This window comes from Ensifer sp. Root278, from assembly GCF_001429285.1.
Taxonomy (GTDB): Bacteria; Pseudomonadota; Alphaproteobacteria; order Rhizobiales; family Rhizobiaceae; genus Ensifer.
The window spans coordinates 1-22,382 of the sequence record NZ_LMJJ01000007.1; the positions used below are offsets into that span (position 1 = coordinate 1).

A 22,382-nucleotide genomic window follows, 5' to 3' on the forward strand; every position below is an offset into this window, starting at 1 on the left:
GAGGATCGCGAGAGCGACCCCCTGGCCGGAGCGCGCATCCTCAAGGCCTTTCTGGCCGGCCCACAGGATCTTTCCTTCAGCGAAACCGCAAGCGACGTTTCGATGCAGATGTGGACACGGCTGCGGGGCGTCGTCCTGCCGCAATACAGCCTCGACTGGGTGCGCGTCATCCAGCCCGCTTCCTTCAGCCTGAGTGTTGCGTCCAACCGCATCAAGCCGGCGCGACTTGCCGCACCTTTCGCGCGGGCCATTGACAGCGCCTACCGCAAGCGGATGGCGCCGGGCGAACAACGTTGGTCCGCCGTGTCTGCCGCCAGCATCGGCCAGGCCGGTTTCACGACACAGGAAACCGATCGCAACGGCTTTGCCGCCGTGGTCGATCGTTTCATCGCGCAGTTTCCGCTGCGCCCCGAATGGGCCGAAGGGCAGCTCGACTACATTCTCGGCGATGCGGAGCAAAAGCCCGAACAGGGAGATCTCGCGAATGGGCCGAAGGGCAGCTCGACTACATTCTCGGCGATGCGGAGCAAAAGCCCGAACAGGGAGATCTCGTCTACGCTCTGGTCGCGGCGCGCACCGGCACGCTCGTTGGCGCTTTCGCCTATTACGCCAGGGCGGGTGCGATCGGACGGGTGCTGCAGGTTTTGGCGCTGCCGGGCCAGGCCGGCCCGGTCATCGACTGTCTTGTCGATCATGCCTCCAAGCGCGGACTTCCGGGCCTAAGGGGACGGACACAGCCGGTCCTTATGGAAGCCATGCTCGGGCGTCGGATTGCCTTCGCCCATGTTTACTCAACAGTACTCCACTCCCGTGACCCGGCAATCGTCCAGGCCTGCCGGGACGGACAAGGCTTTTTCAACGGCATTGCCGGAGAACACTGGTGCCGGCTGATCGCCGGGACTTTTGGTTGATCTTGCTCGGTGATGCGTATCCGTTCCTATGTTGTTCGATCAACCGTGCAGACCTTGAAGCACCTGGGCCGCGACTTAGCGCCCGCCGCATCGAACGACGCGCGGAACCGGACCTTGTCAACCGCCCCCTTTTTTAGAGTTAACTACGATAGCCACAAAACATGTGCTGCGGCTGCCGAACTCCCGGCAACCCATCGTCACTGGCGTAATTCCATGAAGAGGTATAGATTGACCGGCCGGTCGTCGCCCCGGAGCCGACGACCGGGAATGACTGCAAGGGAGTCCGAGCGATTGAAGCCTGTCTCCCTCAAGAAGGTCCGCGGGGCGAAGCCAATATCAGCGATACCCCCGCGTGAAAGTGAAAGCGTCAACTGGAAGATGCGCCGGGAACCGCGGCCGCCAGGGAGGTTTCAATGCAGTGGGCAGTCAATGATCTCAATGGCCAATGGAATGCAACTGAGCTTGAAATGCTCCAGCGCACATTCGACCGGGTCTGCCTGTGGCAGAACATCCCTGCGAACAGTCTGCGTGCAGGGCGCCTGGTTCGGTATCTGACAGATCAGCTTCGCGGCGGCATCTGCGACGAGGGTACCCTGTTTGAAAACGCCATGTTGCTGGAGCGATCGCGTTCGGAGGCGACGTCCTTTCCCCGACGCGGCGCGCCGATGCGTGTGCTCAACTAGCTCCGCCCGATAGATAGATCCGCGAGACCTGCAAGGTCGATCCCTTTTGAGGGCAGAGCGCTTCCGCGCCGGCCATCGGGACGGTGTGGAAAGTGGCTGTTGCCGCGATCAACGGCGTGTCGGCTTTCCGAGCTATGATCCCGGCCGGCTGCGGTATCTCGATGGGCGGGAACAAATCCGGCGCCCAGTTGATTGAATGGTCATGAAAAACATGACCCTGTCGACAGCACTGTTGATGCTGTTTCCCGCCGCTATGGCTCTGGCCCAGCCGCTTCAGCCAGATGCGATCAACAACGCTTCGATCGCGCCCACTTCGTTGGAGCCGAAGACTGGAGCAACTGACGAACCCGACCCCACCATCGTTCGGCTTCAAGTTCTTCTGGATCGCGCGGGTGCGTCGCCTGGCGTAATAGACGGCTACGACGGCGAGAACGTCCGCAAGGCGATTGCCGCCTTCGAGACCATGCAAGGTCTGCCCGCAGACGGCAAATTGGACCCGGATGTCATTGAACGACTTTCGGACCGGACGCCGGCGGTACAGCCCTATGTCATCTCCGAAGAAGACAGCAAAGGGCTCGTCGCTACCATACCCAAAGACTACTCCGAACAGGCGAAAATGGATCAGCTCGGATATACAAGCGTCGCCGAGAAGCTGGCCGAGCGCTTTCACATGGACATCGATCTCCTCAAGGCGCTCAATGCGGCCTCGACGTTTTCGGTCGGCAACAGCGTGTCCGTCATGGTCCCTGGAGCCCCAAGGCAGGGGACAGTCAAACGCATCGAAGTGCACCGACGCTCCGGCCAAGTCATGGCCTTCGCAGGCGACGGGACGCTAATCGCCGCCTACCCAGCCACGATCGGCAGCCGCGAGGCCCCGTCGCCTTCCGGCACGCATAAGGTCAAGGGGGTCGCTCGCACGCCTCCCTATGTTTACAATCCGAAGATCAATTTCCAGCAGGGCGACAACCGGAAGAAACTGACCCTCCCCGGCGGTCCGAACGGCCCTGTCGGCAGCGTCTGGATCGACCTGTCAAAGCCAACCTACGGAATTCACGGCACGCCGGAACCATCGATGATCGACAAGTCCGGATCGCACGGATGCGTTCGCTTGACGAACTGGGATGCGGAAGAATTGGCGGGGATGGTCAAACCTGGCGTCATCGTTGAGTTTGTAGACTGAGCCACCTCAACGCTGCGAAGGGCTGAAACGACCTCGCGAATGAGAGCGTGCAGCCGCGCAAACGAGCGGTCCGGCCGAGGTACTCCGTGAAACGCCTCTTTCGAGCTATCAGCGTATGCGCGTCTGAACGCGCACGATGTTCATCTGAAGCTCATGACTCGTCGCGTATCTGCCAAGCACCTTGATCAGGCGCTGCTCTTCGGTCTTGTGAATGCCAGTGCGCCGGCAATAATCGGCGACATCCCAGATATGCCTGGCCTGGGGGTTGTCGACTGTTCGGATATCCGCGTGTTTCATCCTGCACCTCCCCTTGCGAGCGCATAACGTTGGGAGGCCGCTTTGGTTCCGCGCGAGCCGCTGAAAGCCAACGCGCGGACGGCAATTGTCGCCTTCAAGGGAACGTAGTTTCCGCCCGCTGGTTTGGGGCGCGAAATACCACCCAAAACAGGAGGCAGATGCGATGTTCAACAAACTTCTAATTGCAGCCGTCATGGCCACTTCTTTCACCGGCGCCGCCATGGCCCAGGCCGATATGACGTGCGATGAGGCGGGCATGACAAAGCTGGAAACGGACGTGGGCTCCATCACCGACGCCACCAAGAAGGACATGGCAACGAAGGAACTGGCCATGGCCAAGGAAGCAATGGCGGCGAAAGATACGGCAAAATGCAAGACCCACATGGAGAATGCCATGAAGGGCAAGGACGCCATGTGATTTCAGGTTACGGCGTCCACTGCATGTTTCCTTTGATCGTAGCCGGTTAAAGGCAAAAACATGCAGCGATTCAAAGTGCTACAGCGAACTTTGCGCGTCTGATAAGACGCGCGGCGCTGTAGGGTGTTTCGCCACGTCCCGCGTAGCGTGACACCCAGACCGGCGGCTCCTTGCAAGAATGCGGGGTCTTCGCGGGCTTTGACTAATCGATCTTCTGCAGAATGCGGCGGGCACGCTCGATGATCGGTGCATCCACCATCCTCTCGCCGACAAGGAAGGCGCCCCTGCCCTCGGCCGCTGCACTCGCCGCGGCGTCGAGCACGGCGCGCGCCCAGGCAACCTTTTCTTCGCTGGGTGAAAATGCCGCATTCATGATCGGCACAGCAGAGGGATGAATGCAGGTTGCGCCATCAAAGCCATGGCGGCTTGCTTCGCGGGCGGCGGCTTCAAGGGCATCGCGCTGCTGATAGTCCGCAACGGTCGTCAGAGTGCCGAGCGACAGCTTGCCCTCCGCCTTGGCTGCGAGATGCACGAGCAACTTCGGCAGACGCAACACCTCGGGGAGCGGTTCGGCCCCCATGCTTGTGGCAATATCCTCTCCACCGGCCACAAGGCCCAACACGCGCTGACAGGCGGCAATTGGTCTTGCGTCTACCACCGCGCCGGCATCTTCCAACAGCGCCACGAAGACGAGCGGTTCGCGCCCGAGTTCGCGTTCGGTCGTTTCCAGGTGTTTGCCAAGATCGCACACCTGCTGTGGCGATTGCGTCTTGGCGATGAAAAGACCGAAGGCGCCTGCGCGGCAAGCGGCCTCGGCATCCGCCTTCTGCATTTCCGGTTCGGCATTGATCCGCACGAACACCTTGGCGCCGCTTTGCCCGGCCATGGGGACCGACTGTGCAAGTCCAGCGCGTGCCGCCTGCTTATCGCCTTCGGCGACGGAATCCTCGAGGTCGAGGACGATGGCGTCGGCGCCACGTTCGTGCGCCTTGGCGATGAAGCGTTCGGACGAGGCGGGCACGTAGAGAAGAGACCGCAGTCTCATGCCGCCTCTCCCTTCAGAATGAAGTCGATTGCGCTTGCATCCAACCCGGCTTCTGTGAGGACCTCAGCCGTATGTTCCCCAAGCGTTGGTGCCGGTCGCCGCCATGCACCCGGCGTCTCCGAAAGCCGTGGCACGATGTTGTGCATCGGCAGGCTGCCGAAGTCCGCGTCCTCTACATCGACGATGATCTCGCGCTCGGTAAAATGCGGGTCGGAAACGACATCTGCGATGTTGTAAATCGGCCCGACCGTCGCGCCGGCGTCGCGCATGATCTTCAGCGCTTCGTCGTGGTCGTGCCCGGCAAACCAGCCGCCAACGGCTTCATCGACGAGGTCCCGGTTCTTGACGCGCTCCGAATTGGTTGCAAAGCGCGGATCCTGGTTCATGTCGGCGCGGCCGATGATCTCGAAGATCCGCCTTGCGACCTGCGGCGTGGAACCGGACAGCGCCACGTATTTGCCGTCGCGGCACCGGTAGACGTTGCGCGGCGCGGCTGTGTTGGAGGCGCTGCCCACGCGCTCCTTGATCTTTCCGGTCGTCTGGTAGATCGCGGCTTCCGGTCCGAGCACCGAGAACATCGGTTCCAGCAGCGACAGGTCGATCACCTGCCCCTTTGCGTAGCCGCGATCACGCGCGAGCAGCGCCGTCACGGTGGCCGAACTTCCGTAGACACCGGCGATCATGTCGGCGAGCGCCAGCGGCGGCAGCACCGGTTCACGGTCGGGAAAGCCGGTTCGGTAGGCAAATCCGCTCATGCCTTCGACGATCGTGCCGAAGCCCGGGAACTGCGCATAGGGGCCGGTCTGTCCGAAACCAGAGATCCGCACGATGATCAGGTTGGGGTTGCGAGCATGCAGCGCTTCCGGCGAGAGGCCCATGCGCTCCAGCGTCCCCGGCCGAAAATTCTCGATGAAGACGTCCGCCGTTTCGATCAGCGCCCAGAGCGCCGCCATGGCCGCCTCCTGCCGAAGGTTGAGCACGACGGAGCGCTTGTTGCGGCTATAGGTCTTCCAGTAGAGCGAGTGGCCGTCGTCCTTCCAGTCCCGCAGCGGATCGCCGGCCGGCGACTCGATCTTGATGACGTCTGCACCGGCATCGGCAAGCTGCAGCGACAGCATGTTGCCGGCGACGAGGCGTGAGAGATCCAGAACCCTTGTGCCGACAAGCGGCCCCGTGGCGGCGGGATCGAACTGTCGCTTGGCAAACCCGCTCATCGAATACGCTCCCCGGTTTCCTTGTCGAAGAGCAGAACCTTGTCGACGTCGATCGTGAGCGTCACATCCTGGCCGGCCGAAAGCAGCTTGCCGCCGTGGACAACGACGGAAATATCCTCGCCGCCCATATCGACGACGATTTCCTGATCTTCGCCGGTCGGTTCGACCAGGCTGATGCGGCCCGGCACGCCCGTTGCTCCAAGCGTGATATGTTGCGGGCGGATGCCGCAGACAACGCGCGTACCCGGCTGCACCTGTCTTCCAAGCGGCAAGGAGACCCCGCCGCGGGTCAATGCCGTTTCGCCGTCAGCGATCGCCTCGATGAGGTTGATCTCCGGCGAACCGATGAAGCCGGCAACGAAGAGATTGGCGGGATCGTTGTAGAGTTCGAGCGGCGCGCCCGCCTGCTCGATCTTTCCGCCGTTCATCACCACAATCTTGTCGGCCATGGTCATGGCCTCGGTCTGGTCGTGGGTGACGTAGACCATCGTCCGGCGCAGCCGCTGGTGCAGCTTCTTGATCTCGCCGCGCATCTTCACGCGCAGCTTGGCGTCGAGGTTCGACAACGGTTCGTCGAAGAGGAAGGCGCGCGGGTCGCGCACGATGGCGCGGCCCATGGCAACACGCTGGCGCTGGCCGCCGGAGAGTTCCCGCGGCAAGCGGTCGAGCAACTTTTCCAAGCCGAGGATCTCGGCGGCCTCGATCACGCGCTTGTGGATCTCCGCCTTCGGCGCGCCGGCGAGTTTCAGCGCGAAGCTCATGTTTTCCGCGACCTTCATGTGCGGATAGAGCGCGTAGGACTGGAAGACCATGGCGATGTCACGCTCCTTCGCCGGCATGTCGTTGACGATCTTGCCTCCTATGGTGATTTCGCCGGCTGAAATATCTTCCAGCCCGGCGATCATGCGCAACAGCGTGGACTTGCCGCAGCCCGAAGGACCGACGAGCACGACGAATTCGCCATCGCCCATCTCCAGCGAGATGTCGTTGAGTACGGCGACACTGCCATAGCTCTTGCCGACACTTCTGAGCTCTATCTCGGACATGTTTCCTCCCTTCCTTTCCTCGTCGCGCGACTAGCGCTCTGCGACCTCGAGCCGGCCGATCGACATTCGTCCGGCCGAGGTCATGCGTAGACCCGCCATGCCGTAGCGGAGCGTCGCATCGTCCGCTTGGAGCACTCGCTCGCCATCGACGGAAAGCGTCAGCTTGCCACCTTCGACCGTGAGATCGACCGCGTAGCTTCGGCCGTATTCGATACGGAACGGGCTGCGGGCGAGGATCGTGGTGCCGTGATTTTCCAGAAGGATCACGGCCTCGTCATTCTCAAAACCGGCGGCATAGAAGCGGCTTGTTCCTTGAGCGCGTGCCACCACCAGGTGCGAGGCACCGGAGAGCGGCTGAAGCTCCGCTATGACGCTGACGTCCCGCAGGTAGGCATTGCCGGTCCAGGCGTCCGCATCGGTCGCCGTATGCGCGTGGATGCGGCCCTGCTGCAGGCTCCAATGGCCGCGGTTCCAGGTAAAGCGAGTGATGCCGCCCCATTCATGCGCTTCCCTTGCCGGGTCGATGACGGCACGTCCCTTGCCCGATACGGAGAAGTCGGCAAGGAACAGCCGGCCGAGGAACTTCAGGCGGCCGAAATATTCGACCAGGATACCGATCTCGTCGACCGCCTCGCCATTGCCATCGGGGATGGTGAACGCATAGTCCTGCCAGCCGCTCGCCGATGGCACGTGCCAGGCGCCTGTTTCCTGAATGGTGCCGCTCATGGCGCGACGGACGTAAGGCGCTACGCGCAGGTTGCCGTCGCCATTCCACGGGTCGAGCCAGAGCTTGAACTTCACCGTCTGGCCGTCATCGGCAAGCGGCGTGAACATCGGGCGGTAGCGCTCGTCGTCGAAGTCGGAGCGGCGATAGAAGGGCTTCCAGAAGATCCGCCCACCCTGCCCGCGTTCCAGCCGGTCGAGCAGGATCTCCAACGATCCCCCCGCATTCTCCGTATGGCGCTCCGCCGACGCCTTGACGGCGATCTGGTTGAACGGCTCGGTGCGAAAGCCGTGGGTTGCGCCTGGAGCGTCGAAATCGAAGCGCACGCCGCGACGCTCGAAATCCTCGACCCAGAGCGCCGGAGCTTCTCGCTCCTGCAGGCGGAGCGCCAGCACGGTCAGCTCGCGGGCAAAAGAGGGAATATCGACGACGTTGATCGTGCCGGTAACGCCCGAGGCGACGACGAAATCGTTTATTGGCTTGCGGTATTTGTCCCAGCCCGGCTGCACCTGCTGCAGGGTGCCGACGATCGCGCCGGCGTTGCCGGCGTTGCAGTCCGTATCCCAGCCGGCCATGGTCGCGATCTCGACCGTGCGCGGCAGGTCGCCCTGGCCATAAATCAGGCTCATGACAAGCACGCCGGCATTCGGAATGATGTGGCAGACGCCGGGATAGCGGTCATAGCCCCATTCCGCAGTCAGCATGTCTCGGCAGGCGCGCCAGTCGTTCCGATTGCTGTCGTGGAAACGAAGCACCGCGCGAGAAACTTTGGCGTAGATGGAATCGGCTGGGATCGTCGCGAGGCCCGTCTCGATGACTTCCTCGATGCTTTTTGCAACGAAGGCCTGAGCGATCGCCGCGGTGCAGAAACGCGCGCCATTCAATCCCTCGCCGTCATGGGCGACACTTGCCGCGCGCGCCGAGGCCTTGGCCGCCGTCTTGGGATCGGCCGGGTGCACCCAGCCCCAGCTATCGATGAAGATCTGGCCGCCGATCTGCTCGGCAACCGTGGTGCCGTTCTGGGCGATCGAGCCGGACTGCGGCGCCGGGATGCCGGCCCGAAGGTTCTGGTAGGCGGTATGCTCGGTCGAATTGCCGAAGCCGCCCCACCAATACATGCCGTGTTCCTCGGCCGCATAGTTCAGCCAGGTCTTGCCGACCTCTTCCGCGGTCGCGCCGAGGCCGTAGTCGCGCAGCGCCCGGATGAAATAGACCGGACCGTTGGTGTCGTCATCCGCCGCGAAATTCTTGAAATCGCGCAGATATTCCGTCACCTCGCCATAGGTGTCCCGGATGCGTTCATAGCTCCAGATGGTCGGCTCGACAGGCGCGCCGAGGCGCACGCCGATCGCCTTGCCGATGAAACCGGAATAGATCCGCTCGAAGATTTCTGTGGTGCTGAGCATCGGATACTTTCAAAGACTAGAGACTGGAAACCTGGGTGAGTTCGGGGACGGCAACGAGGCCCGCGCGTGCCTGCGCCCGCGCTGTTTCGCGTTTGCGGTCTGCCGCCTGGATGGCAGTCACCGTTTCGGTGAAGGCATCGGCGGAGCCGAAGAGGTCGAGCTTGTTGACGCGGTCGAGCTGGGAGGCCATCGCCCGGTCTATGATGCTTTCGCCATGCATGGCGCCGAGGATCGCGCCAGCCATGACGCCGATCGAATCCGTGTCGCGGCCGGAATTGATGCCGTCGACGATCGTCTTGTAGAAATCCCCGTCATTGACGACGGCAAAGCCGAGGGCCAGCGGCAATTCCTCGATCGCGTGGAGGCGCGACGGCTGGTAGGCGTCCGTGGCAATGCCTGCCTTCTGCGGCGTATGCTGCACATTGTCGCCCATCGGCGAATAGCGGGCGATGATCCGATGGAACTCGGCGACGACCGTCTGATGGTCCGCGCCCCTCAGTGAGCGCGCGGCGCCCACAATGTCGGCGATCGCATCACGCGTACCGTCCTTGGCAACGGCAAGCGTTTCTTCGATGACGGTGTCGAGCGTGGTTCCCGGCACGAACGCGGCAGCAACTGCGGCCGCGAGCACGCCGGCGGCCTCGAGACCGAAGCTCTGCTGGTGGCCGGAGGCAAAGGCGATCGCCTCGTCATAGGCTGCCTTCGGATCGCAGGCGTTCGCCACGCCGATCGGCGCGATGTACATGGCCGCGCCGCAATTCACCATGTTGCCGACGCCACCCTGTCGCGGGTCGCAGCCGGAAAGCTGATGACGCTGGAAGATCCACTTTTCCGGATAGAACAGTCGCTCGATCAGCATCGTCTCGCGCTGCAATTCCGGCACCCAGCGCGGCGTCCAGGCGATCTCGCGCACCATGCCGGAAGCCATGTCCCAGGCATCAAGGTGACGCTTGACGTCGTCGTAGATCGACATGACGCAGAGCGTCATCAGCGTGTCGTCGGTGACGATGCCGCCACCGCGGACACGGCCGTTGCGGGCCGCTTCGCTCTGCTTCATCCGGTGCCACTCGGTATCGAGCGACGTCACCCGGCCATAGCGCTCGCGAATTTCTGCGGCGGAGAGTTTTTCGACCGGCGCCCCGATGGCGTCGCCGTAAGCGACGCCAAAGAGAAGCGCCCGGACCCTTCCCCTAAGGGAGAGCCCTGCAGCATCATTTGTCATTGAGAACCGTCCTTGCATATTCGGTCATTTTCTCGCCGCCGGCAGCGTTCCATTCGGAAACGAACTGGTCCCATTGGTCCATCTTGGCTTCACCGGAGACGAACTTGTACACCCAGGCCCGGTAGACGTTTTCGGTCGCATCGATGTCGGTGGCGTATTCGGCAGGCCAGACGAAGGCATTGTCCGGCTTGAAGTCAGCTGAAATCGTCTTCAGCGATTGCTGCGCGGCCTCGCTCAGCCATTGCACCGGCGGCTGCCAGTTGGCGGCGACGAGGAATCGGGCATACCAGGTGGCCAGCTTGTCCGTCGGTTTGATGGTCTCGCCGTCCTTGGTGTACTGCTCGCCTTCAAACCCAAGGCGTTCGATCGCTTGGCCCTCGGGGCTGGCGATGAAATCGAGCAGCTTGACGACCTCTTCCTTGTGCTCCGAAGTCGTCGCGATGGCGAGGCCGCGCGCTTCCTTGGAAACGTCGAGTGCCATCAGGCCCTGGCCGGCCGGCCCCTTCGGCGGAGACAGCAGACTCAGCGTCACGTCAGGATGCGCCTGGCGCATCTTGCCGCCATAGATGTCGATGACCTCTGCGGAAGAGCCGAAGATCACGCCGGCCCGGCCGGAATAGAACTTGTCTTCCTTCACGTCCCACTTGGTGGTGATGAACTCCGGGTCATAGAGGCCCTGCTCGCGAAGCGAGGCATAGAAGGCGATCTTCGCCTTTTCCGCTCCCGAGACGCGGGCATGGATCCATTCGCCGGCATCGTTCTTCAGCCAAGTGCCGGTGACGCCGAAGGCCTGGTTGAAGATCGCATCGAGCTCCTGGGTGTTGTCGGCAGTGGTGACGCCATAGCTGTCGGCCTTGCCGTTGCCGTCGAGATCGCCGTCCTTGATCGCCTTGAAGAGGGTGACGTAATCGTCTGTCGTCTTCGGCGCCGCAACGCCCGACTTCTCGAGCCAATCCGTGCGAATGACCGGCTGCGGCATGCGCGGCGGATAGACATAGAGCAGATAGGGATAGTTCTTCAGTCGCTCGACATTGTGCGGAAAGAGCGCGTCCTTGAGATAGGTCGTCTTCGGCAGCCAGTTGTTCCAGTCTTCGAGCACGCCCTGTTCGGCCATCTTGGCGTCGCCGCCCTGGAAATAGATGAGGTCCGGGATATCGCCTGACAGAAGCATGGCGCTCAGCTTGTCGGCGTAGCCCGAGGACGGCAGGTCGATGACCTGAATGTGGATGTCGGTGCCCTTCGCCTTCAGCGCCTCCTCGTAGGCCTTCATGAGCTTGACGTCGTCAGGATTGCTCGTCGTGAGGTCCTTCGAGACGACGCGGATCGTTACTGGATCGGCGAAGGCGGGCATCGCGACGCTCGCCATCAGTGCCACGGCGGTCGTTGCGCCAAGGATCAGTCTTCCAAGCATGTTTGTTCCTCCCAATATGCTTTGGCCATTTATGTTCGGTTCGACATCGTCAGCCCTTCAGCGCACCGCTCATGGTGCCCTTGGTGAAGAACTTCAGGATGAGCGGGTAGATCGCGAGGATCGGCGCGATGGTGAGCAGGATCATGCCGGCCTTCAGCGCACGGATGTTGATTTGGCTCGCACCCGTGTAAGTGTTGCTTTCGACCACCCCGACCATGGCGAGCTTGTCGCCCTCGACCACGAACTGGCGCAGGACGACCTGCAGCGGCCACTTCGACTGGTCGTTGAGGTAGATCATCGCCCGGAAGAACTCGTTCCAGTGGAAGACGAAATAGAAGAGCGCGATGGTTGCGAGCGCTGATTTGGCGAGCGGCAGCGCCACGTACCAGAAGATCTGGAACGGATTGGCGCCGTCGAGCTCGGAGGCCTCGATCAGTTCCTTCGGCACCTCCTCGAAGAAGCGCACCAAGATGATCAGATACCAGGCGTTGACCACCTTGAAGAGGATCAGCGACCAGTAGCTATCGAGCAGGCCGAGGCGCTTGTTGATGAAATAGTCCGGGATGATGCCGGGCTCGAAGACGATCGTGACCAGCACGAAGACGAAGATGATACGCCGTCCCGGCAGACCGGGACGAGAAAGCGCCCACGCCATCAGCGCCGTCAGCACGACACCAAGAACTGTGCTGACGAGCGTGATGAAGATCGAGTTGAGGAGGCCCCGCTGAACGGCGGAATTGTTGATCAGCAGATCCCAGACCTCGGTCGAAAACCCATTGGGGATAACCGTCAAGCCACTCATCCCTGCGACCTTGCCCGGGTCGGAGAACGAAATGGCGAGCAGGTTGAGGAGCGGCTGGACCGTCAGGACGACGAGGAACAAGAGCGTCGAAACGATGATCGCATATTCGAGCCGCTCAAGCGGTGTTCTGCGGACGTTGTGGGCGGCCATCACCATACCCCCTTGCCGGTAAGACGTTTGGAAAGAAGGTGCGCTGCGACGATCATCAGCATGCCGAGCACGGCCTTGAAGAGGCCGGCCGCTGTCGCCAGCGAGTATTCGCCGGTCTGCAGGCCGATGCGGTAGACATAGGTGTCGATGATATCGATCTTGCTGCGCACGACGTCGTTGGAGAAGTTGATCACCTGGTTGAGGTCGGCGTTCAGGAACATGCCGGCGTTCAGGATGAAGAGCGTCGCGATCGTCGGCACGATGCCGGGAATGGTAACGTAGCGGATCTTTTGCCAGCGGTTCGCCCCATCGATCTCGGCCGCGTCATAGAGCTCCTGGTCGATGGCGATGATGGCAGCGAGATAGAGCAAGCTATCCCAGCCGGCTGACCGCCAAATCTCCGAGAAGACCAGCACCCAGCGGATCGAGCCGGTATCGGTCATGAAGGAGACCGGCTGCATGCCGAAGAAACCAATGATGTCATTGACCGCGCCGTCGCTCGGCGAGAGCACTGCGATGAACACGCCGGCGATGACCACCCAGGAGAGGAAGTGCGGCAGGTAGATTGCCGACTGGATGAATTTACGGAAGGCGCCTCCCCGGATCTCGTTGAGCAAGAGCGCGGTGATGATCGGGACCGGGAAGAAGAAGACAATCTTCATCGTTGACAGGATCAGCGTGTTCGCCAGCACCTGCCAGAAGATCGGAGACGAGAACAGCGTCTGGAAATGCTTGATACCGACCCAGATGTTCGGCGGGATGATACGCAGCTGCTCGAAAGCGATCTTGGCTTCCCAGATCGGAAAATAATGAAAGATCACGAAGAAGATCAGGCCAGGAGCCATCATCAGGTAATAGGGCCACCATTGCCGCATACCCCTCGATAGGCCCCGGCGCCGAATTCTGGGAACGTTCCCATTTCGTGACATAGTTGCGTTCACCACAAGCTCGTTGCTTACCGCCATTGCTTACCTCCCTGCCGCAACACGCACGGGTGCCGAGGCTGAAACGTCGGCAAGCGAGCCGCGCTCCACCAGTCGGCACGGCAGATAAATCCGCTCGCGCTGGCGCCCACCAGCAATCTGATCGATCAGGCATTCGACCGCACGAATGCCGATCTGCCGGCCGGGCTTTTCGATGGTCGTCAGGCCCGGCCAGGAAAAGGCCCCTGCCGGGATGCCGTCGAAGCCCAGGATCGAGATGTCCTCCGGGCATCTCAGCCCCGCTTCGCGGACCGCTATCATGGCCCCAAGTGCCATGAGGTCGTTGGCGACGAACACGGCGCGGTTTCCTCTCCACGGCTTCGCAAGCAAGCGGGCCATCGCGCTGCGACCGCCCTCGACGGTATAATCGGACTCTTCGACGAGCAGAACTTCGGGGTCGACATCACGGGCGACGCAATGCTCATGAACGGCCCGCAGGAAGCGGGCGCGCGCCAGACGGGAGCGCGGGCCGAGCATCAGCGCCGGCGCCGGATGTCCGCGCTCAACGAGAATATCCATGCCAAGCCGCACCGCCTGAGCGATATCGGAGCCGACGCTCAACGTATCGGGGAAGCGCTCGGCGCTGGAGCCGATGAAGACGAAAGGCATGCCGAAACGGTCGAGGTCGTCGAAATTATCCGCAACGGGATTGATGATCGCCCCGTCAACACGGGCCCGGCGCAGGGCGCGCAGGTGGGTCGCCTCCTTGTGCGCATCCCAATCCGACGAGAAGATCAGAAGCGAAATGTCATCCTTCGCCGCCCGATCCTGCGCTCCGCGGGCAACTTCGGCCCAGAACGGGTTGGTGATATCAGGAATGACGATGCCGAGCAGGCCGCTACGACCCGAACGCATTCCGACGGCAAGTTGATTGGGCTCGTAACCGGTGGCAGCAACCGCCTTCAATACGCGGTCGCGCGCTTCCTCGGAAATGTTGGCGGAGCCGCCGAGAACACGCGCGACGGTGCTCTTCGAAACGCCTGCGCGTTTGGCAACGTCGATAATGGTCGCCCTTCGACCCGTCGTGTTGTTCATCAAGCTTCCTCCCAAAGCTCAAGCAATGTCTTACATGCCATCACTTGAACTCTGTGGGAACGTTACCACGGCGAAAAACACTTTGGCAATATGCAGAAGAAAATATCCCGATCTTTGCTGCTAGGCCGCCAACGATCTTGCGGAAATATCGATCCTGGCTCGAAATTGCCCTTCGTCCCTTCGCGCACTGTCGAAGCGGAAGTCGCGGCTGTGGCTTTGCAGCCTCCGACGGACATTGGGAATGCTCGATGCCCTTGATGTCCTGGCGGCGTCTTACGATCCATCGGCGAGATGTGGCGGGCTTTCGATCAGACATAGACGGGAGGCAAGTCCCCTAAGCCGCCGAACGCTAGGCTCGGCGGCGTCTCATGAGCGGCACGACAGCCTAAGCGGCCAGGTGCTCGAACAGCCGGGCGACGGCCTCGGCACCGGGGTCGACATGGCCCTCGAGCTGCTTTGCATTGATATAGGCCGCGCGACCGGCCTTGGCACGCGTCAAGGTGGAGGTGAAGTTCGCCCCCGTTCGTGCGGCAGCCGCTGCCGCGACCACGCTGTCGCCGAGCGCATCGAGCGCCGGAGACAGAGCATCGATCATCGTTCGGTCGCCGATCTTGGCGCCGCCGATCTCCTGCATGCGCGCAAGCCCGGTTCGAAGCGCCTCGCGCATCGGTAGACCGCTTGATGCTCCGTCGCCGGCGGCTGCGAAGAAAATGGCAAGCAGCACCCCGGAGGAGCCGCCCATAGTCTGGCTTAGCTCCTGGCCGATCGCACGCAAAAGCTGGGTGTGATCGGATAATGGCAGCCGATCGATCGCATTGATCAGGGCGCGAGCGGCTCCCGCCAGCGTCGAGCCCGTATCGCCATCGCCGGACTTCGCGTCGAGCGCATTGAGATCCTGCTCGGCGGCGATCAACACCTTGCAGCAGTCGATCAGGAATGCACGCGTTGCCCCATGATCGGATGCCATCGGCGTGATCGGAGTCAAGCCATCCGGCAACGCGCTGACGGCGATCGGTCGGACCTCCGAGACACCCGGCCAGGCGGCGATCGCCACCGGTGCCTTCAAAAGTTCAAGTTCCGCCTGGTCTGCTGCAAAAACCGAGACCGAGAAGCCTTGCATGTCGAGCGATGTCATCAGCGGCGCTGGACCAATCGTGTGAGTGATCCTTTTGCCGAGAGGCAAATTGATGAAGTCGTGGGCGAGCACCGACATTTCGAGCACCGAGGTGCCGCCCAGATTGTTGATCAGCGCGACGTGCGTGCCTTCGCCCATGACGGCTGCCAGACGCTCAGCCATGGTCGCCACCGCCGAGCGGGCGCCAGCAAAATCGATCTGTTCGACACCGGCCTCACCATGGATGCCGAGGCCGAGCTCCGCCTTGCCCGAAGGTATCCGTTCCTCCTTTGGCGACCCCGGAACCCGGCAGGTGTCCAGCGACATGCCGATGGTGTGCGTGCCGGCAATGACCTTCTTGGCTGCCGCCGTCACCGTGTCGAGATCGGCACCGCGTTCAGCGAGTGCGCCGGCGATCTTGTGCACAAAAAGGGTGCCGGCAACGCCGCGCGCCTGCGGCAGGTCGGGCAGCGCGATATCGTCCCCGACGACCACCATGCTGACCTTCAGTCCGAAGGCGCGGGCGCGCTCTGCCGCAAGACCGAAATTCAGCCGGTCGCCGGTGTAATTCTTGACGACGAGCAGGCATCCGGCCGGACCGGTCACGGCGAGAATGCCGGCAAGAACCGCGTCGACGCTCGGCGAAGCGAAGACATCGCCGCAGACCGCAGCCGTCAACATGCCGTGTCCAACGAAGCCGACATGAGCGGGTTCATGACCGGAACCGCCGCCTGAGACGATCGCGACCTTCGATTTATCCCAGTCGCTGCGCAACACGACCCGGATATGCGGATAGCCGTCAAGGCGGGTCAGCGCGCCGCCGGACAGGGCCAGAACACCGTCGATCGCTTCTGTCACGACATCTTCCCGCTTATTGATGAATTGCGCCATATCGAGCTCCTTAAGCCAAACGCATGCCTGCCGCATCGAAGTAGAGCGGCTTTAGAGGTTGAATCTTGATCGTTTCACCGCCCCGCAGCGGCGTGTGGGCGTCCGTGACGGTGATGAGATCATGTTTCCTGAAGGTCAGATGCAGACGCGTCTGGTCGCCCAAGTGCTCGACGCGCTTGACCAGAGCATCCTCCCCCGCACCCTGCTGGATGTGCTCCGGTCTGAGGCCGATGCTTGCCGCGCCTAAGGGGGCGCCGGCAAAAATGTCGGCCGGAAGCACATTGATCCGTGGCTGTCCCAGCCGCGTCGCCGCATAGACGCTGACCGGCTGCTCATACACCGCGCGCGGCGAGCCGAACTGAACGAGCTTGCCCTCATTCAGCACCCCGACATGGGTCGCCATCGTCATCGCCTCGATCTGGTCGTGAGTGACGTAGAGCAGGGTAGCGCCCGACCTTGCCTGGATGCGCTTGAGCTCGATGCGAAGATCGGCCCTGAGCTTGGCGTCGAGCGAACTCAACGGCTCGTCCATGAGGAATATCTGCGGGTCTCGGACAAGGGCACGACCGATGGAAACGCGCTGCATCTCTCCACCTGACAATGCCGTTGCCTTGTTATCGAGCTTGTGCGCGATCTGGAGAACCTCGGCAACCTCCCTCACCTTCCGGTCTATCTGTTCCCTCGGCGTCTTCAACAGCGGAGATTTCAGCGGGAACTCCAGATTCTGACGAACCGTGAGGTGCGGGTAGAGCGAGTATTGTTGAAAGACCATGGCTACGTTGCGTTCGGCAGGCGCCAGCCCTTTCACTGGTTCTCCGTCGATATAGACCTCGCCGCGATCGGGGGTGTCCAAGCCGGAGACCATTCTCAGTGTCGTCGTCTTTCCAGCACCGGTCGGCCCGAGCAGCACGACGAAAGAACCGTCCGGAACCGTCAGTGAGACATTATCGAGAGCAACCGTACCAGCAAACGTCTTCGTCACGTTTTCCAAGACGACTTCAGCCATGTCTCAGCACTCCTTGATTGCCGTCGGATAACAGCACCTTGCCGGTTTCCGCATCGAAAACCGAAAGCGTTCTCGCATCGAATTCGAGGCCGATCTGCTCGCCTTCCTGAACCCGGTGGCCCGATGAAATGCGTGCCTTGAGGTCGCCGTGGCTCGTTGCAAGCGTCACGATCTGGGTGGTCCCGAGATATTCGACAGCGCTCACGCGGCCCCGATAGCCGCCGTCACTGACGAACTTCACATGTTCCGGCCGGACGCCAAGCGTCAGCCTTCCGGCGCGTCCTTCCCGCGAGGTCGGCACCTTGACCTCTATGCCGCCGAGATCGATAGCGCCGCCGCCCACGCCGATCATCCCCTCGAATTCCAGGAAGTTCATCGGCGGAGAACCAATGAACTGAGCTACGAATTTCGTCGCGGGCCAGTCGTAGATCTGCTGCGGCTTGCCGAACTGTTCGACGACCCCATGGTTCATGACGACGATCTTGTCGCCCATCTGCATCGCTTCGAGCTGGTCATGGGTCACATAGACGGTGGTCGCACCCATGCGGTCGTGCAGTGCCCGCAGTTCCTCGGCCATGTGCTCGCGGAACTCGGCATCGAGTGCGCCGAGGGGTTCGTCCATGAAGAAGGCCTTGGGGCGACGCACGATGGCGCGCCCGAGCGCGACGCGCTGGCGGTCGCCGCCCGAAAGGCCGCCGACGGGCTTGTCGAGAATGGTCTCGATCTTGAGAATGCGGGCGACTTCGGCGACGCGCGACCTGACTTCCTCGCCGCGCAAGCCCTGGCTGACCAGCGGATAGGAGATGTTCTTGCGCACGTTCATATGCGGATAGAGTGCAAACATCTGGAAGACGAAGGCGATATCGCGCTTGCTGGCCGGTTTCATCCCGACCTCTTCACCGTCGATGAAGATCTCGCCGCTCGTCGGCAGTTCCAGGCCGGCCATCATGCGCAAGGTCGTCGTCTTGCCGCAGCCGGATGGGCCGAGCAGCATGAAAAACTCGCCATCCTCAATGGTGAAGCTCGAGGAGCGCACCGCGGTGAAGGCGCCGAACTCCTTGCGCACATTCTGAATTCTGATCTGCGCCATCGGCTTACTCCGGAAAATGGCTGACGATGATGAACATCACCGTACCCAGCAAGGTTATGACGAAGGACCAGGAATAGAGCGCGAGAGCGAAGGGCTGCATGAGCATGAAGACGCCCGCTGCGATCAGGGCCGATGCCAGCATTTCCCAGGCACCGCGGCGCAAGTGCAGCAATCCATTGAAGAATCTCGTCATTTGCGTACGGCTCCGAAAGTGATGCCGCGCAGCAGGTGTTTGCGCAGAAGAATGGTGAAGACCATGACCGGCACGAGGAACAAGGTCGCCCCGGCGGCAACAGCCGGCCAGTCCTGACCGCTGACGCCGATGATGGTTGGAATGAAGGGAGGCGCCGTCTGGGCGTTGCCCGAGGTCAAAAGCACCGCGAAGGCGTATTCGTTCCAGGCAAAGATCAGGCAGAAGATCGCGGTTGAGGCGATGCCCGTCGCCGCCTGCGGCAACACCACCTTGTAGAAAGCCTGGAACCGGGTGTAGCCATCGATGAGCGCCGCCTCCTCATACTCGACAGGTATCTCGTCGATGAAGCCCTTCAGCAGCCAGACCGACAGCGACAGGTTGACCGCCGTGTAGAGCAGGATCATGCCCGCATGGGTGTCGTTCAAGCCCAATGACCGGAACATCAGGAAGATCGGGATGGCGACGGCGATCGGCGGCATCATGCGCGTCGATAGAATGAAGAACAGCAGATCATCCTTCAGCGGTACCTTGAAGCGCGAGAAGGCGTAGGCGGCGGCCGTGCCGAGCACGATGCAGAGCACGGTCGAGCCGAAGCCGATGATCACCGAATTGGTGAAGCGCTCGGCAAAGCGCGACGGACCGGAGATGACGAGGCCATCCTTGCGAACCAGCCGCTCATACCAGGTCTGCGGCTCGCCGACCGCCTTCAACTGCTCCTCGGTGAGCCGGGTGCGCGTCGTGAAGACGTTGACATAGCCTTCCACCGTCGGCGTAAAGAAGGTCTTGGGCGGATAGGCGATCGCGTCGGCCGGCGACTTGAAGCTCGTCGCGATGATCCAGACAAGCGGTAGGATCGTGATCAGCGCGTAACCAACGACCAGGATCCCGGCGAACCACTTTTGCCGTTGCGACGGCTCGGTAACGGAATAGCTCATCGTTGTTTGACCTTGTTCAGGGCTTTGACGTAGATCGACGCCAGGCCGAAGACGGTGACGAAGAGGATGACGGCGTAGGCGGATGCGTAGCCGGTGCGCCACTTCTCGAAAGCTTCACGCTTCAGGTTGATCGAGGTGAGTTCGGTGATCGATCCCGGTCCGCCGCCCGTCAGCTGCACGACAAGATCGAACATCTTGAAGTTCTCGATGCCGCGAAAGAGCACGGCGAGCATCAGGAACGGCAGTACGAGCGGAATGGTGATCGTCCAGAATTGCCGCCATTTGCTGGCGCGGTCGCATTCGGCGGCCTCATAGATGCTGCTCGGAATGGAGCGAAGGCCCGCAAGGCAGATCAGCATCACGAAGGGCGTCCACATCCAGGTGTCGACGATGATGATTGCCCAAGGGGCAAGCGACACATCGCCGATCATCGAGAAACTTGAGGGATCAGCCCCTGTCAGGAAACCGACTGCGTAGTTGAAGAGACCGATCTGTGGCTGGTAGAGGAAGGTCCAGAAATTGCCGACCACCGCCGGGCTCAGCATCATCGGCAGAACGATGATCGTGGTCCACAGATCGTTGCCGCGGAACTTCTTGTTGATCAGGTAGGCAAGGGAAAAGCCGATGAGCACCTGAAGGACGATCGTCCAGATCAGGAAATGGGCCGTCGCCTGCATGGTCAGCCAGATGTCCTTGTCGGACAGGATGCTCAGGTAGTTCTTGAGCCCGATGAACTGGACCTCGGCATTCGGCCTGTTGACGCGAAAATTCGTAAAGCTCAGTCGGACCGTCCAGATCAGCGGAAAGATATTGACCGCGAGAAGCAGGACGATGGACGGGGCAACGAACAGCCAGGCCAGCGACCGATCCGAGAGACCTCGGACCCGTTTGGCAAGGGCATGCGGTGTCGCTCCGGCGACCCGGTCCACTGTTGATTTCAGCATGGGTAGTTCCCTCATTTGACTGCCGCGCCGCGCGTCTCAATCGAGGCGCAAAGGCCGCTGCAGCACTTTGAATTACTGCATGTTTTCGTCCTTCAATCGACCACGATCGAAGGAACCACGCAGAAGGCGGCGACAGAACCGGGGAAAATCCCCGGCTCCGTGTCGCGCCATGGCGCGCTGGGAGGTGCACAGCCATGGCCTGATGGCGGTCAGTACTTGCCTTCGTCGTCGAAGATCTGCGTCCAGTCCTTGACGAGACCGTCGAGTGCATCCTGCGCAGAACCCTGGCCGGCGACCACATAGTCGTGGAAGCGCTTCTGCGTCGCCTGAAGCAGCGAGGCATAGGATGGCTCAGCCCAGAAGTCCTTCACGATCGCCATGGAGTCGAGGAAGGTCTGGGCATAGGGCTGACTGGTTGCAAAGCCAGGATCTTCGACGACTTTGCGCAGCGCCGAATAGCCGCCCATCTGCCACCACTTCTGTTGGATTTCCGGCTGGGCGAACCACTTGATGTAGGCGAGGGCATCGTCCTGCTTCTCGGACGCTGAGACTACGGAGATGCCCTGGCCGCCGAGCTGCGCGAAGGCAACGCCATCGGGACCGGCCGGGTTCGGGAAATAGCCCGACTTGTCGCCGCCCACATTGGCATCGGCATTGATGCCGGGCCAGGTAAAGGCGAAGTTCATGTGAAGGGCAACCTGGCCTGACTTGTAGGCGTCGATGTCCTCGGACATGTAGGCGTCGGAATGCCCAGGCGGCGTGCAGCAGTCGTAGAGCGCCTTATAGAATTCCAGCCCCTTCACCGCCTTGGCGGAATTCACGTATCCCTCGAGCTCGTAGGGCTTGTCGGGGTTTTGATACTCGAAGCCGAAGCTGTAGAGCACGTCCATCGCACCCATGGTGATGCCTTCGGATCCGCGCTCGGTGTAGATCGCAGCACCGTAGACCGTCTTTCCGTCGATCTCCCGTTTCTGGAAGAATTCGGCGATGTCCTTGAGTTCGGCAAAGGTCTTCGGCACGGCAAGGTCGCGGCCATACTTGCTCTTGAATTCCGCCTGCAATTCGGGGCGGGCGAACCAGTCCTTGCGGTAGCTCCAGCCGACGACGTCGCCGAATGCCGGCAGCGCCCAGTAGTTTGGTGAGTTCTTCGGCCACTCGGCATAGCCGACGACGGTTGCGGGGATGAAGTCGCTCATCTTGATCCCTTCCTTGTCGAAGAAATCGTTGAGCTTGACGTACTGGCCGTTTTCAGCCGCACCGCCGATCCACTGGCTGTCGCCGATCATCAGGTCGCACAGCTTGCCGCCGGAGTTCAGCTCGTTCAGCATGCGGTCGGCGAAGTTCGGCCATGGCACGAACTCATATCTCATCTTGATGCCGCTCTTGGCCTCGAAATCTTTGCTGAGTTCGACCAGGGCATTTGCCGGATCCCATGCCGCCCAGCAGAGCGTCAGCTCGGCTGCACTTGCGTGGCCGGTGTTTGCGACACTTGCCGCCAGCAGGGCACCCGATGCGGCCAATGATTTGAAATGACGAAGTTCCATAGCTGGGGCCTCCTCCCCTTCCTCCCGACCTCCATCGGAAGCTGAAAACGCCTGTGGCGAATAGCGGGCGCAAAGCGACGTTTCTTCGTGGGCAGGCCTCCCTCGCATCGCTCCGTGGCCTCACGCACTCCTCTGCCG

At 61.7% G+C, this 22,382-nt stretch carries 20 protein-coding genes and 1 pseudogene; 4 read left to right on the forward strand and 17 right to left on the reverse strand.

Going from position 1 to position 22,382, the window contains the following annotated elements:
- From ASE60_RS35010 to ASE60_RS08305, 3 genes and pseudogenes are all read left to right on the forward strand, one after another.
- Nucleotides 1-723, forward strand: a pseudogene (locus ASE60_RS35010) (hypothetical protein); the annotation flags it as partial.
- A gap of 601 nt (nt 724-1,324) precedes the next feature.
- Nucleotides 1,325-1,594: a hypothetical protein gene (locus ASE60_RS08300; protein WP_057249283.1), complete on the forward strand. Its 270-nt coding sequence runs from the start codon at nt 1,325-1,327 to the stop codon at nt 1,592-1,594.
- A gap of 196 nt (nt 1,595-1,790) precedes the next feature.
- Nucleotides 1,791-2,774 carry a L,D-transpeptidase gene (locus ASE60_RS08305; protein ID WP_057249284.1) on the forward strand — a complete coding sequence of 328 codons (984 nt, stop codon included), beginning with the start codon at nt 1,791-1,793 and terminating at the stop codon, nt 2,772-2,774.
- A 108-nt stretch (nt 2,775-2,882) separates the two neighbouring features.
- Here the strand turns inward: ASE60_RS08305 and ASE60_RS08310 are convergent, their stop codons facing one another.
- On the reverse strand, nt 2,883-3,071 hold the full coding sequence (locus ASE60_RS08310) for a hypothetical protein (protein WP_057249285.1): 189 nt from the start codon (nt 3,069-3,071) through the stop codon (nt 2,883-2,885).
- A 163-nt stretch (nt 3,072-3,234) separates the two neighbouring features.
- Here ASE60_RS08310 and ASE60_RS08315 point away from each other — a divergent pair, with 163 nt between their 5' ends.
- Nucleotides 3,235-3,489 carry a hypothetical protein gene (locus ASE60_RS08315; RefSeq protein WP_057249286.1) on the forward strand — a complete coding sequence of 85 codons (255 nt, stop codon included), beginning with the start codon at nt 3,235-3,237 and terminating at the stop codon, nt 3,487-3,489.
- Nucleotides 3,490-3,691: 202 nt separating this feature from the next.
- Here the strand turns inward: ASE60_RS08315 and ASE60_RS08320 are convergent, their stop codons facing one another.
- The 16 genes from ASE60_RS08320 to ASE60_RS08395 all read right to left on the reverse strand — a co-directional run bounded on the left by ASE60_RS08320 (nt 3,692) and on the right by ASE60_RS08395 (nt 22,244).
- Nucleotides 3,692-4,534: a CoA ester lyase gene (locus ASE60_RS08320; protein WP_057249287.1), complete on the reverse strand. Its 843-nt coding sequence runs from the start codon at nt 4,532-4,534 to the stop codon at nt 3,692-3,694.
- Complete coding sequence (locus ASE60_RS08325) at nt 4,531-5,748, reverse strand: CoA transferase (RefSeq protein WP_057249288.1); 1,218 nt, start codon at nt 5,746-5,748, stop codon at nt 4,531-4,533. Before ASE60_RS08325 ends, ASE60_RS08320 begins: the two co-directional genes overlap by 4 nt.
- Nucleotides 5,745-6,794 (reverse strand): sn-glycerol-3-phosphate ABC transporter ATP-binding protein UgpC, encoded by a 1,050-nt coding sequence (gene ugpC, locus ASE60_RS08330; protein WP_057249289.1) that lies wholly within the window; start codon nt 6,792-6,794, stop codon nt 5,745-5,747. Before ugpC ends, ASE60_RS08325 begins: the two co-directional genes overlap by 4 nt.
- A 30-nt stretch (nt 6,795-6,824) precedes the next feature.
- Complete coding sequence (locus ASE60_RS08335) at nt 6,825-8,924, reverse strand: ADP-ribosylglycohydrolase family protein (RefSeq protein WP_057249290.1); 2,100 nt, start codon at nt 8,922-8,924, stop codon at nt 6,825-6,827.
- A 16-nt stretch (nt 8,925-8,940) separates the two neighbouring features.
- The gene (locus tag ASE60_RS08340; protein WP_057249291.1) at nt 8,941-10,146 is read right to left on the reverse strand and encodes an ADP-ribosylglycohydrolase family protein; all 1,206 of its coding nucleotides are present in this window, start codon (nt 10,144-10,146) and stop codon (nt 8,941-8,943) included.
- On the reverse strand, nt 10,136-11,557 hold the full coding sequence (locus ASE60_RS08345; RefSeq protein ID WP_082615771.1) for an extracellular solute-binding protein: 1,422 nt from the start codon (nt 11,555-11,557) through the stop codon (nt 10,136-10,138). The genes ASE60_RS08340 and ASE60_RS08345 overlap by 11 nt, the downstream gene beginning before the upstream one ends.
- 49 nt (nt 11,558-11,606) lie before the next feature.
- Nucleotides 11,607-12,509 (reverse strand): carbohydrate ABC transporter permease, encoded by a 903-nt coding sequence (locus ASE60_RS08350; protein ID WP_057249398.1) that lies wholly within the window; start codon nt 12,507-12,509, stop codon nt 11,607-11,609.
- Nucleotides 12,509-13,384 carry an ABC transporter permease subunit gene (locus ASE60_RS08355; RefSeq protein ID WP_244495565.1) on the reverse strand — a complete coding sequence of 292 codons (876 nt, stop codon included), beginning with the start codon at nt 13,382-13,384 and terminating at the stop codon, nt 12,509-12,511. The genes ASE60_RS08350 and ASE60_RS08355 overlap by 1 nt, the downstream gene beginning before the upstream one ends.
- 93 nt (nt 13,385-13,477) lie before the next feature.
- Entirely contained in the window at nt 13,478-14,527 is a 1,050-nt protein-coding gene (locus ASE60_RS08360) for a LacI family DNA-binding transcriptional regulator (RefSeq protein ID WP_057249292.1), read from the reverse strand.
- A 385-nt stretch (nt 14,528-14,912) separates the two neighbouring features.
- On the reverse strand, nt 14,913-16,532 hold the full coding sequence (locus ASE60_RS08365) for a dihydroxyacetone kinase subunit DhaK (RefSeq protein WP_057249293.1): 1,620 nt from the start codon (nt 16,530-16,532) through the stop codon (nt 14,913-14,915).
- A 10-nt stretch (nt 16,533-16,542) separates the two neighbouring features.
- Nucleotides 16,543-17,538: an ABC transporter ATP-binding protein gene (locus tag ASE60_RS08370; protein WP_057249294.1), complete on the reverse strand. Its 996-nt coding sequence runs from the start codon at nt 17,536-17,538 to the stop codon at nt 16,543-16,545.
- Nucleotides 17,531-18,628, reverse strand: a complete 1,098-nt coding sequence (locus tag ASE60_RS08375) for an ABC transporter ATP-binding protein (protein WP_057249295.1) — start codon at nt 18,626-18,628, stop codon at nt 17,531-17,533. Before ASE60_RS08375 ends, ASE60_RS08370 begins: the two co-directional genes overlap by 8 nt.
- A gap of 4 nt (nt 18,629-18,632) precedes the next feature.
- Nucleotides 18,633-18,821, reverse strand: a complete 189-nt coding sequence (locus tag ASE60_RS08380; RefSeq protein WP_057249296.1) for a hypothetical protein — start codon at nt 18,819-18,821, stop codon at nt 18,633-18,635.
- Entirely contained in the window at nt 18,818-19,756 is a 939-nt protein-coding gene (locus ASE60_RS08385; protein ID WP_057249297.1) for a carbohydrate ABC transporter permease, read from the reverse strand. The genes ASE60_RS08380 and ASE60_RS08385 overlap by 4 nt, the downstream gene beginning before the upstream one ends.
- A complete protein-coding gene (locus ASE60_RS08390) occupies nt 19,753-20,700 on the reverse strand; it encodes a sugar ABC transporter permease (RefSeq protein WP_057249298.1) in 948 nt (315 codons plus the stop codon). The genes ASE60_RS08385 and ASE60_RS08390 overlap by 4 nt, the downstream gene beginning before the upstream one ends.
- A 209-nt stretch (nt 20,701-20,909) precedes the next feature.
- Entirely contained in the window at nt 20,910-22,244 is a 1,335-nt protein-coding gene (locus tag ASE60_RS08395; protein ID WP_057249299.1) for an extracellular solute-binding protein, read from the reverse strand.
- Nucleotides 22,245-22,382: the final 138 nt, after the last annotated feature.

Coding starts and splice junctions, on each gene's coding strand:
- ASE60_RS08300 (WP_057249283.1), top strand. CDS start 1,325: ATGCAGTGGGCAGTCAATGATCTCAATGGCCAATGGAATGCAACTGAG.
- ASE60_RS08305 (WP_057249284.1), top strand. CDS start 1,791: ATGGTCATGAAAAACATGACCCTGTCGACAGCACTGTTGATGCTGTTT.
- ASE60_RS08310 (WP_057249285.1), bottom strand. CDS start 3,071: ATGAAACACGCGGATATCCGAACAGTCGACAACCCCCAGGCCAGGCAT.
- ASE60_RS08315 (WP_057249286.1), top strand. CDS start 3,235: ATGTTCAACAAACTTCTAATTGCAGCCGTCATGGCCACTTCTTTCACC.
- ASE60_RS08320 (WP_057249287.1), bottom strand. CDS start 4,534: ATGAGACTGCGGTCTCTTCTCTACGTGCCCGCCTCGTCCGAACGCTTC.
- ASE60_RS08325 (WP_057249288.1), bottom strand. CDS start 5,748: ATGAGCGGGTTTGCCAAGCGACAGTTCGATCCCGCCGCCACGGGGCCG.
- ugpC (WP_057249289.1), bottom strand. CDS start 6,794: ATGTCCGAGATAGAGCTCAGAAGTGTCGGCAAGAGCTATGGCAGTGTC.
- ASE60_RS08335 (WP_057249290.1), bottom strand. CDS start 8,924: ATGCTCAGCACCACAGAAATCTTCGAGCGGATCTATTCCGGTTTCATC.
- ASE60_RS08340 (WP_057249291.1), bottom strand. CDS start 10,146: ATGACAAATGATGCTGCAGGGCTCTCCCTTAGGGGAAGGGTCCGGGCG.
- ASE60_RS08345 (WP_082615771.1), bottom strand. CDS start 11,557: ATGCTTGGAAGACTGATCCTTGGCGCAACGACCGCCGTGGCACTGATG.
- ASE60_RS08350 (WP_057249398.1), bottom strand. CDS start 12,509: ATGGCCGCCCACAACGTCCGCAGAACACCGCTTGAGCGGCTCGAATAT.
- ASE60_RS08355 (WP_244495565.1), bottom strand. CDS start 13,384: ATGCGGCAATGGTGGCCCTATTACCTGATGATGGCTCCTGGCCTGATC.
- ASE60_RS08360 (WP_057249292.1), bottom strand. CDS start 14,527: ATGAACAACACGACGGGTCGAAGGGCGACCATTATCGACGTTGCCAAA.
- ASE60_RS08365 (WP_057249293.1), bottom strand. CDS start 16,532: ATGGCGCAATTCATCAATAAGCGGGAAGATGTCGTGACAGAAGCGATC.
- ASE60_RS08370 (WP_057249294.1), bottom strand. CDS start 17,538: ATGGCTGAAGTCGTCTTGGAAAACGTGACGAAGACGTTTGCTGGTACG.
- ASE60_RS08375 (WP_057249295.1), bottom strand. CDS start 18,628: ATGGCGCAGATCAGAATTCAGAATGTGCGCAAGGAGTTCGGCGCCTTC.
- ASE60_RS08380 (WP_057249296.1), bottom strand. CDS start 18,821: ATGACGAGATTCTTCAATGGATTGCTGCACTTGCGCCGCGGTGCCTGG.
- ASE60_RS08385 (WP_057249297.1), bottom strand. CDS start 19,756: ATGAGCTATTCCGTTACCGAGCCGTCGCAACGGCAAAAGTGGTTCGCC.
- ASE60_RS08390 (WP_057249298.1), bottom strand. CDS start 20,700: ATGCTGAAATCAACAGTGGACCGGGTCGCCGGAGCGACACCGCATGCC.
- ASE60_RS08395 (WP_057249299.1), bottom strand. CDS start 22,244: ATGGAACTTCGTCATTTCAAATCATTGGCCGCATCGGGTGCCCTGCTG.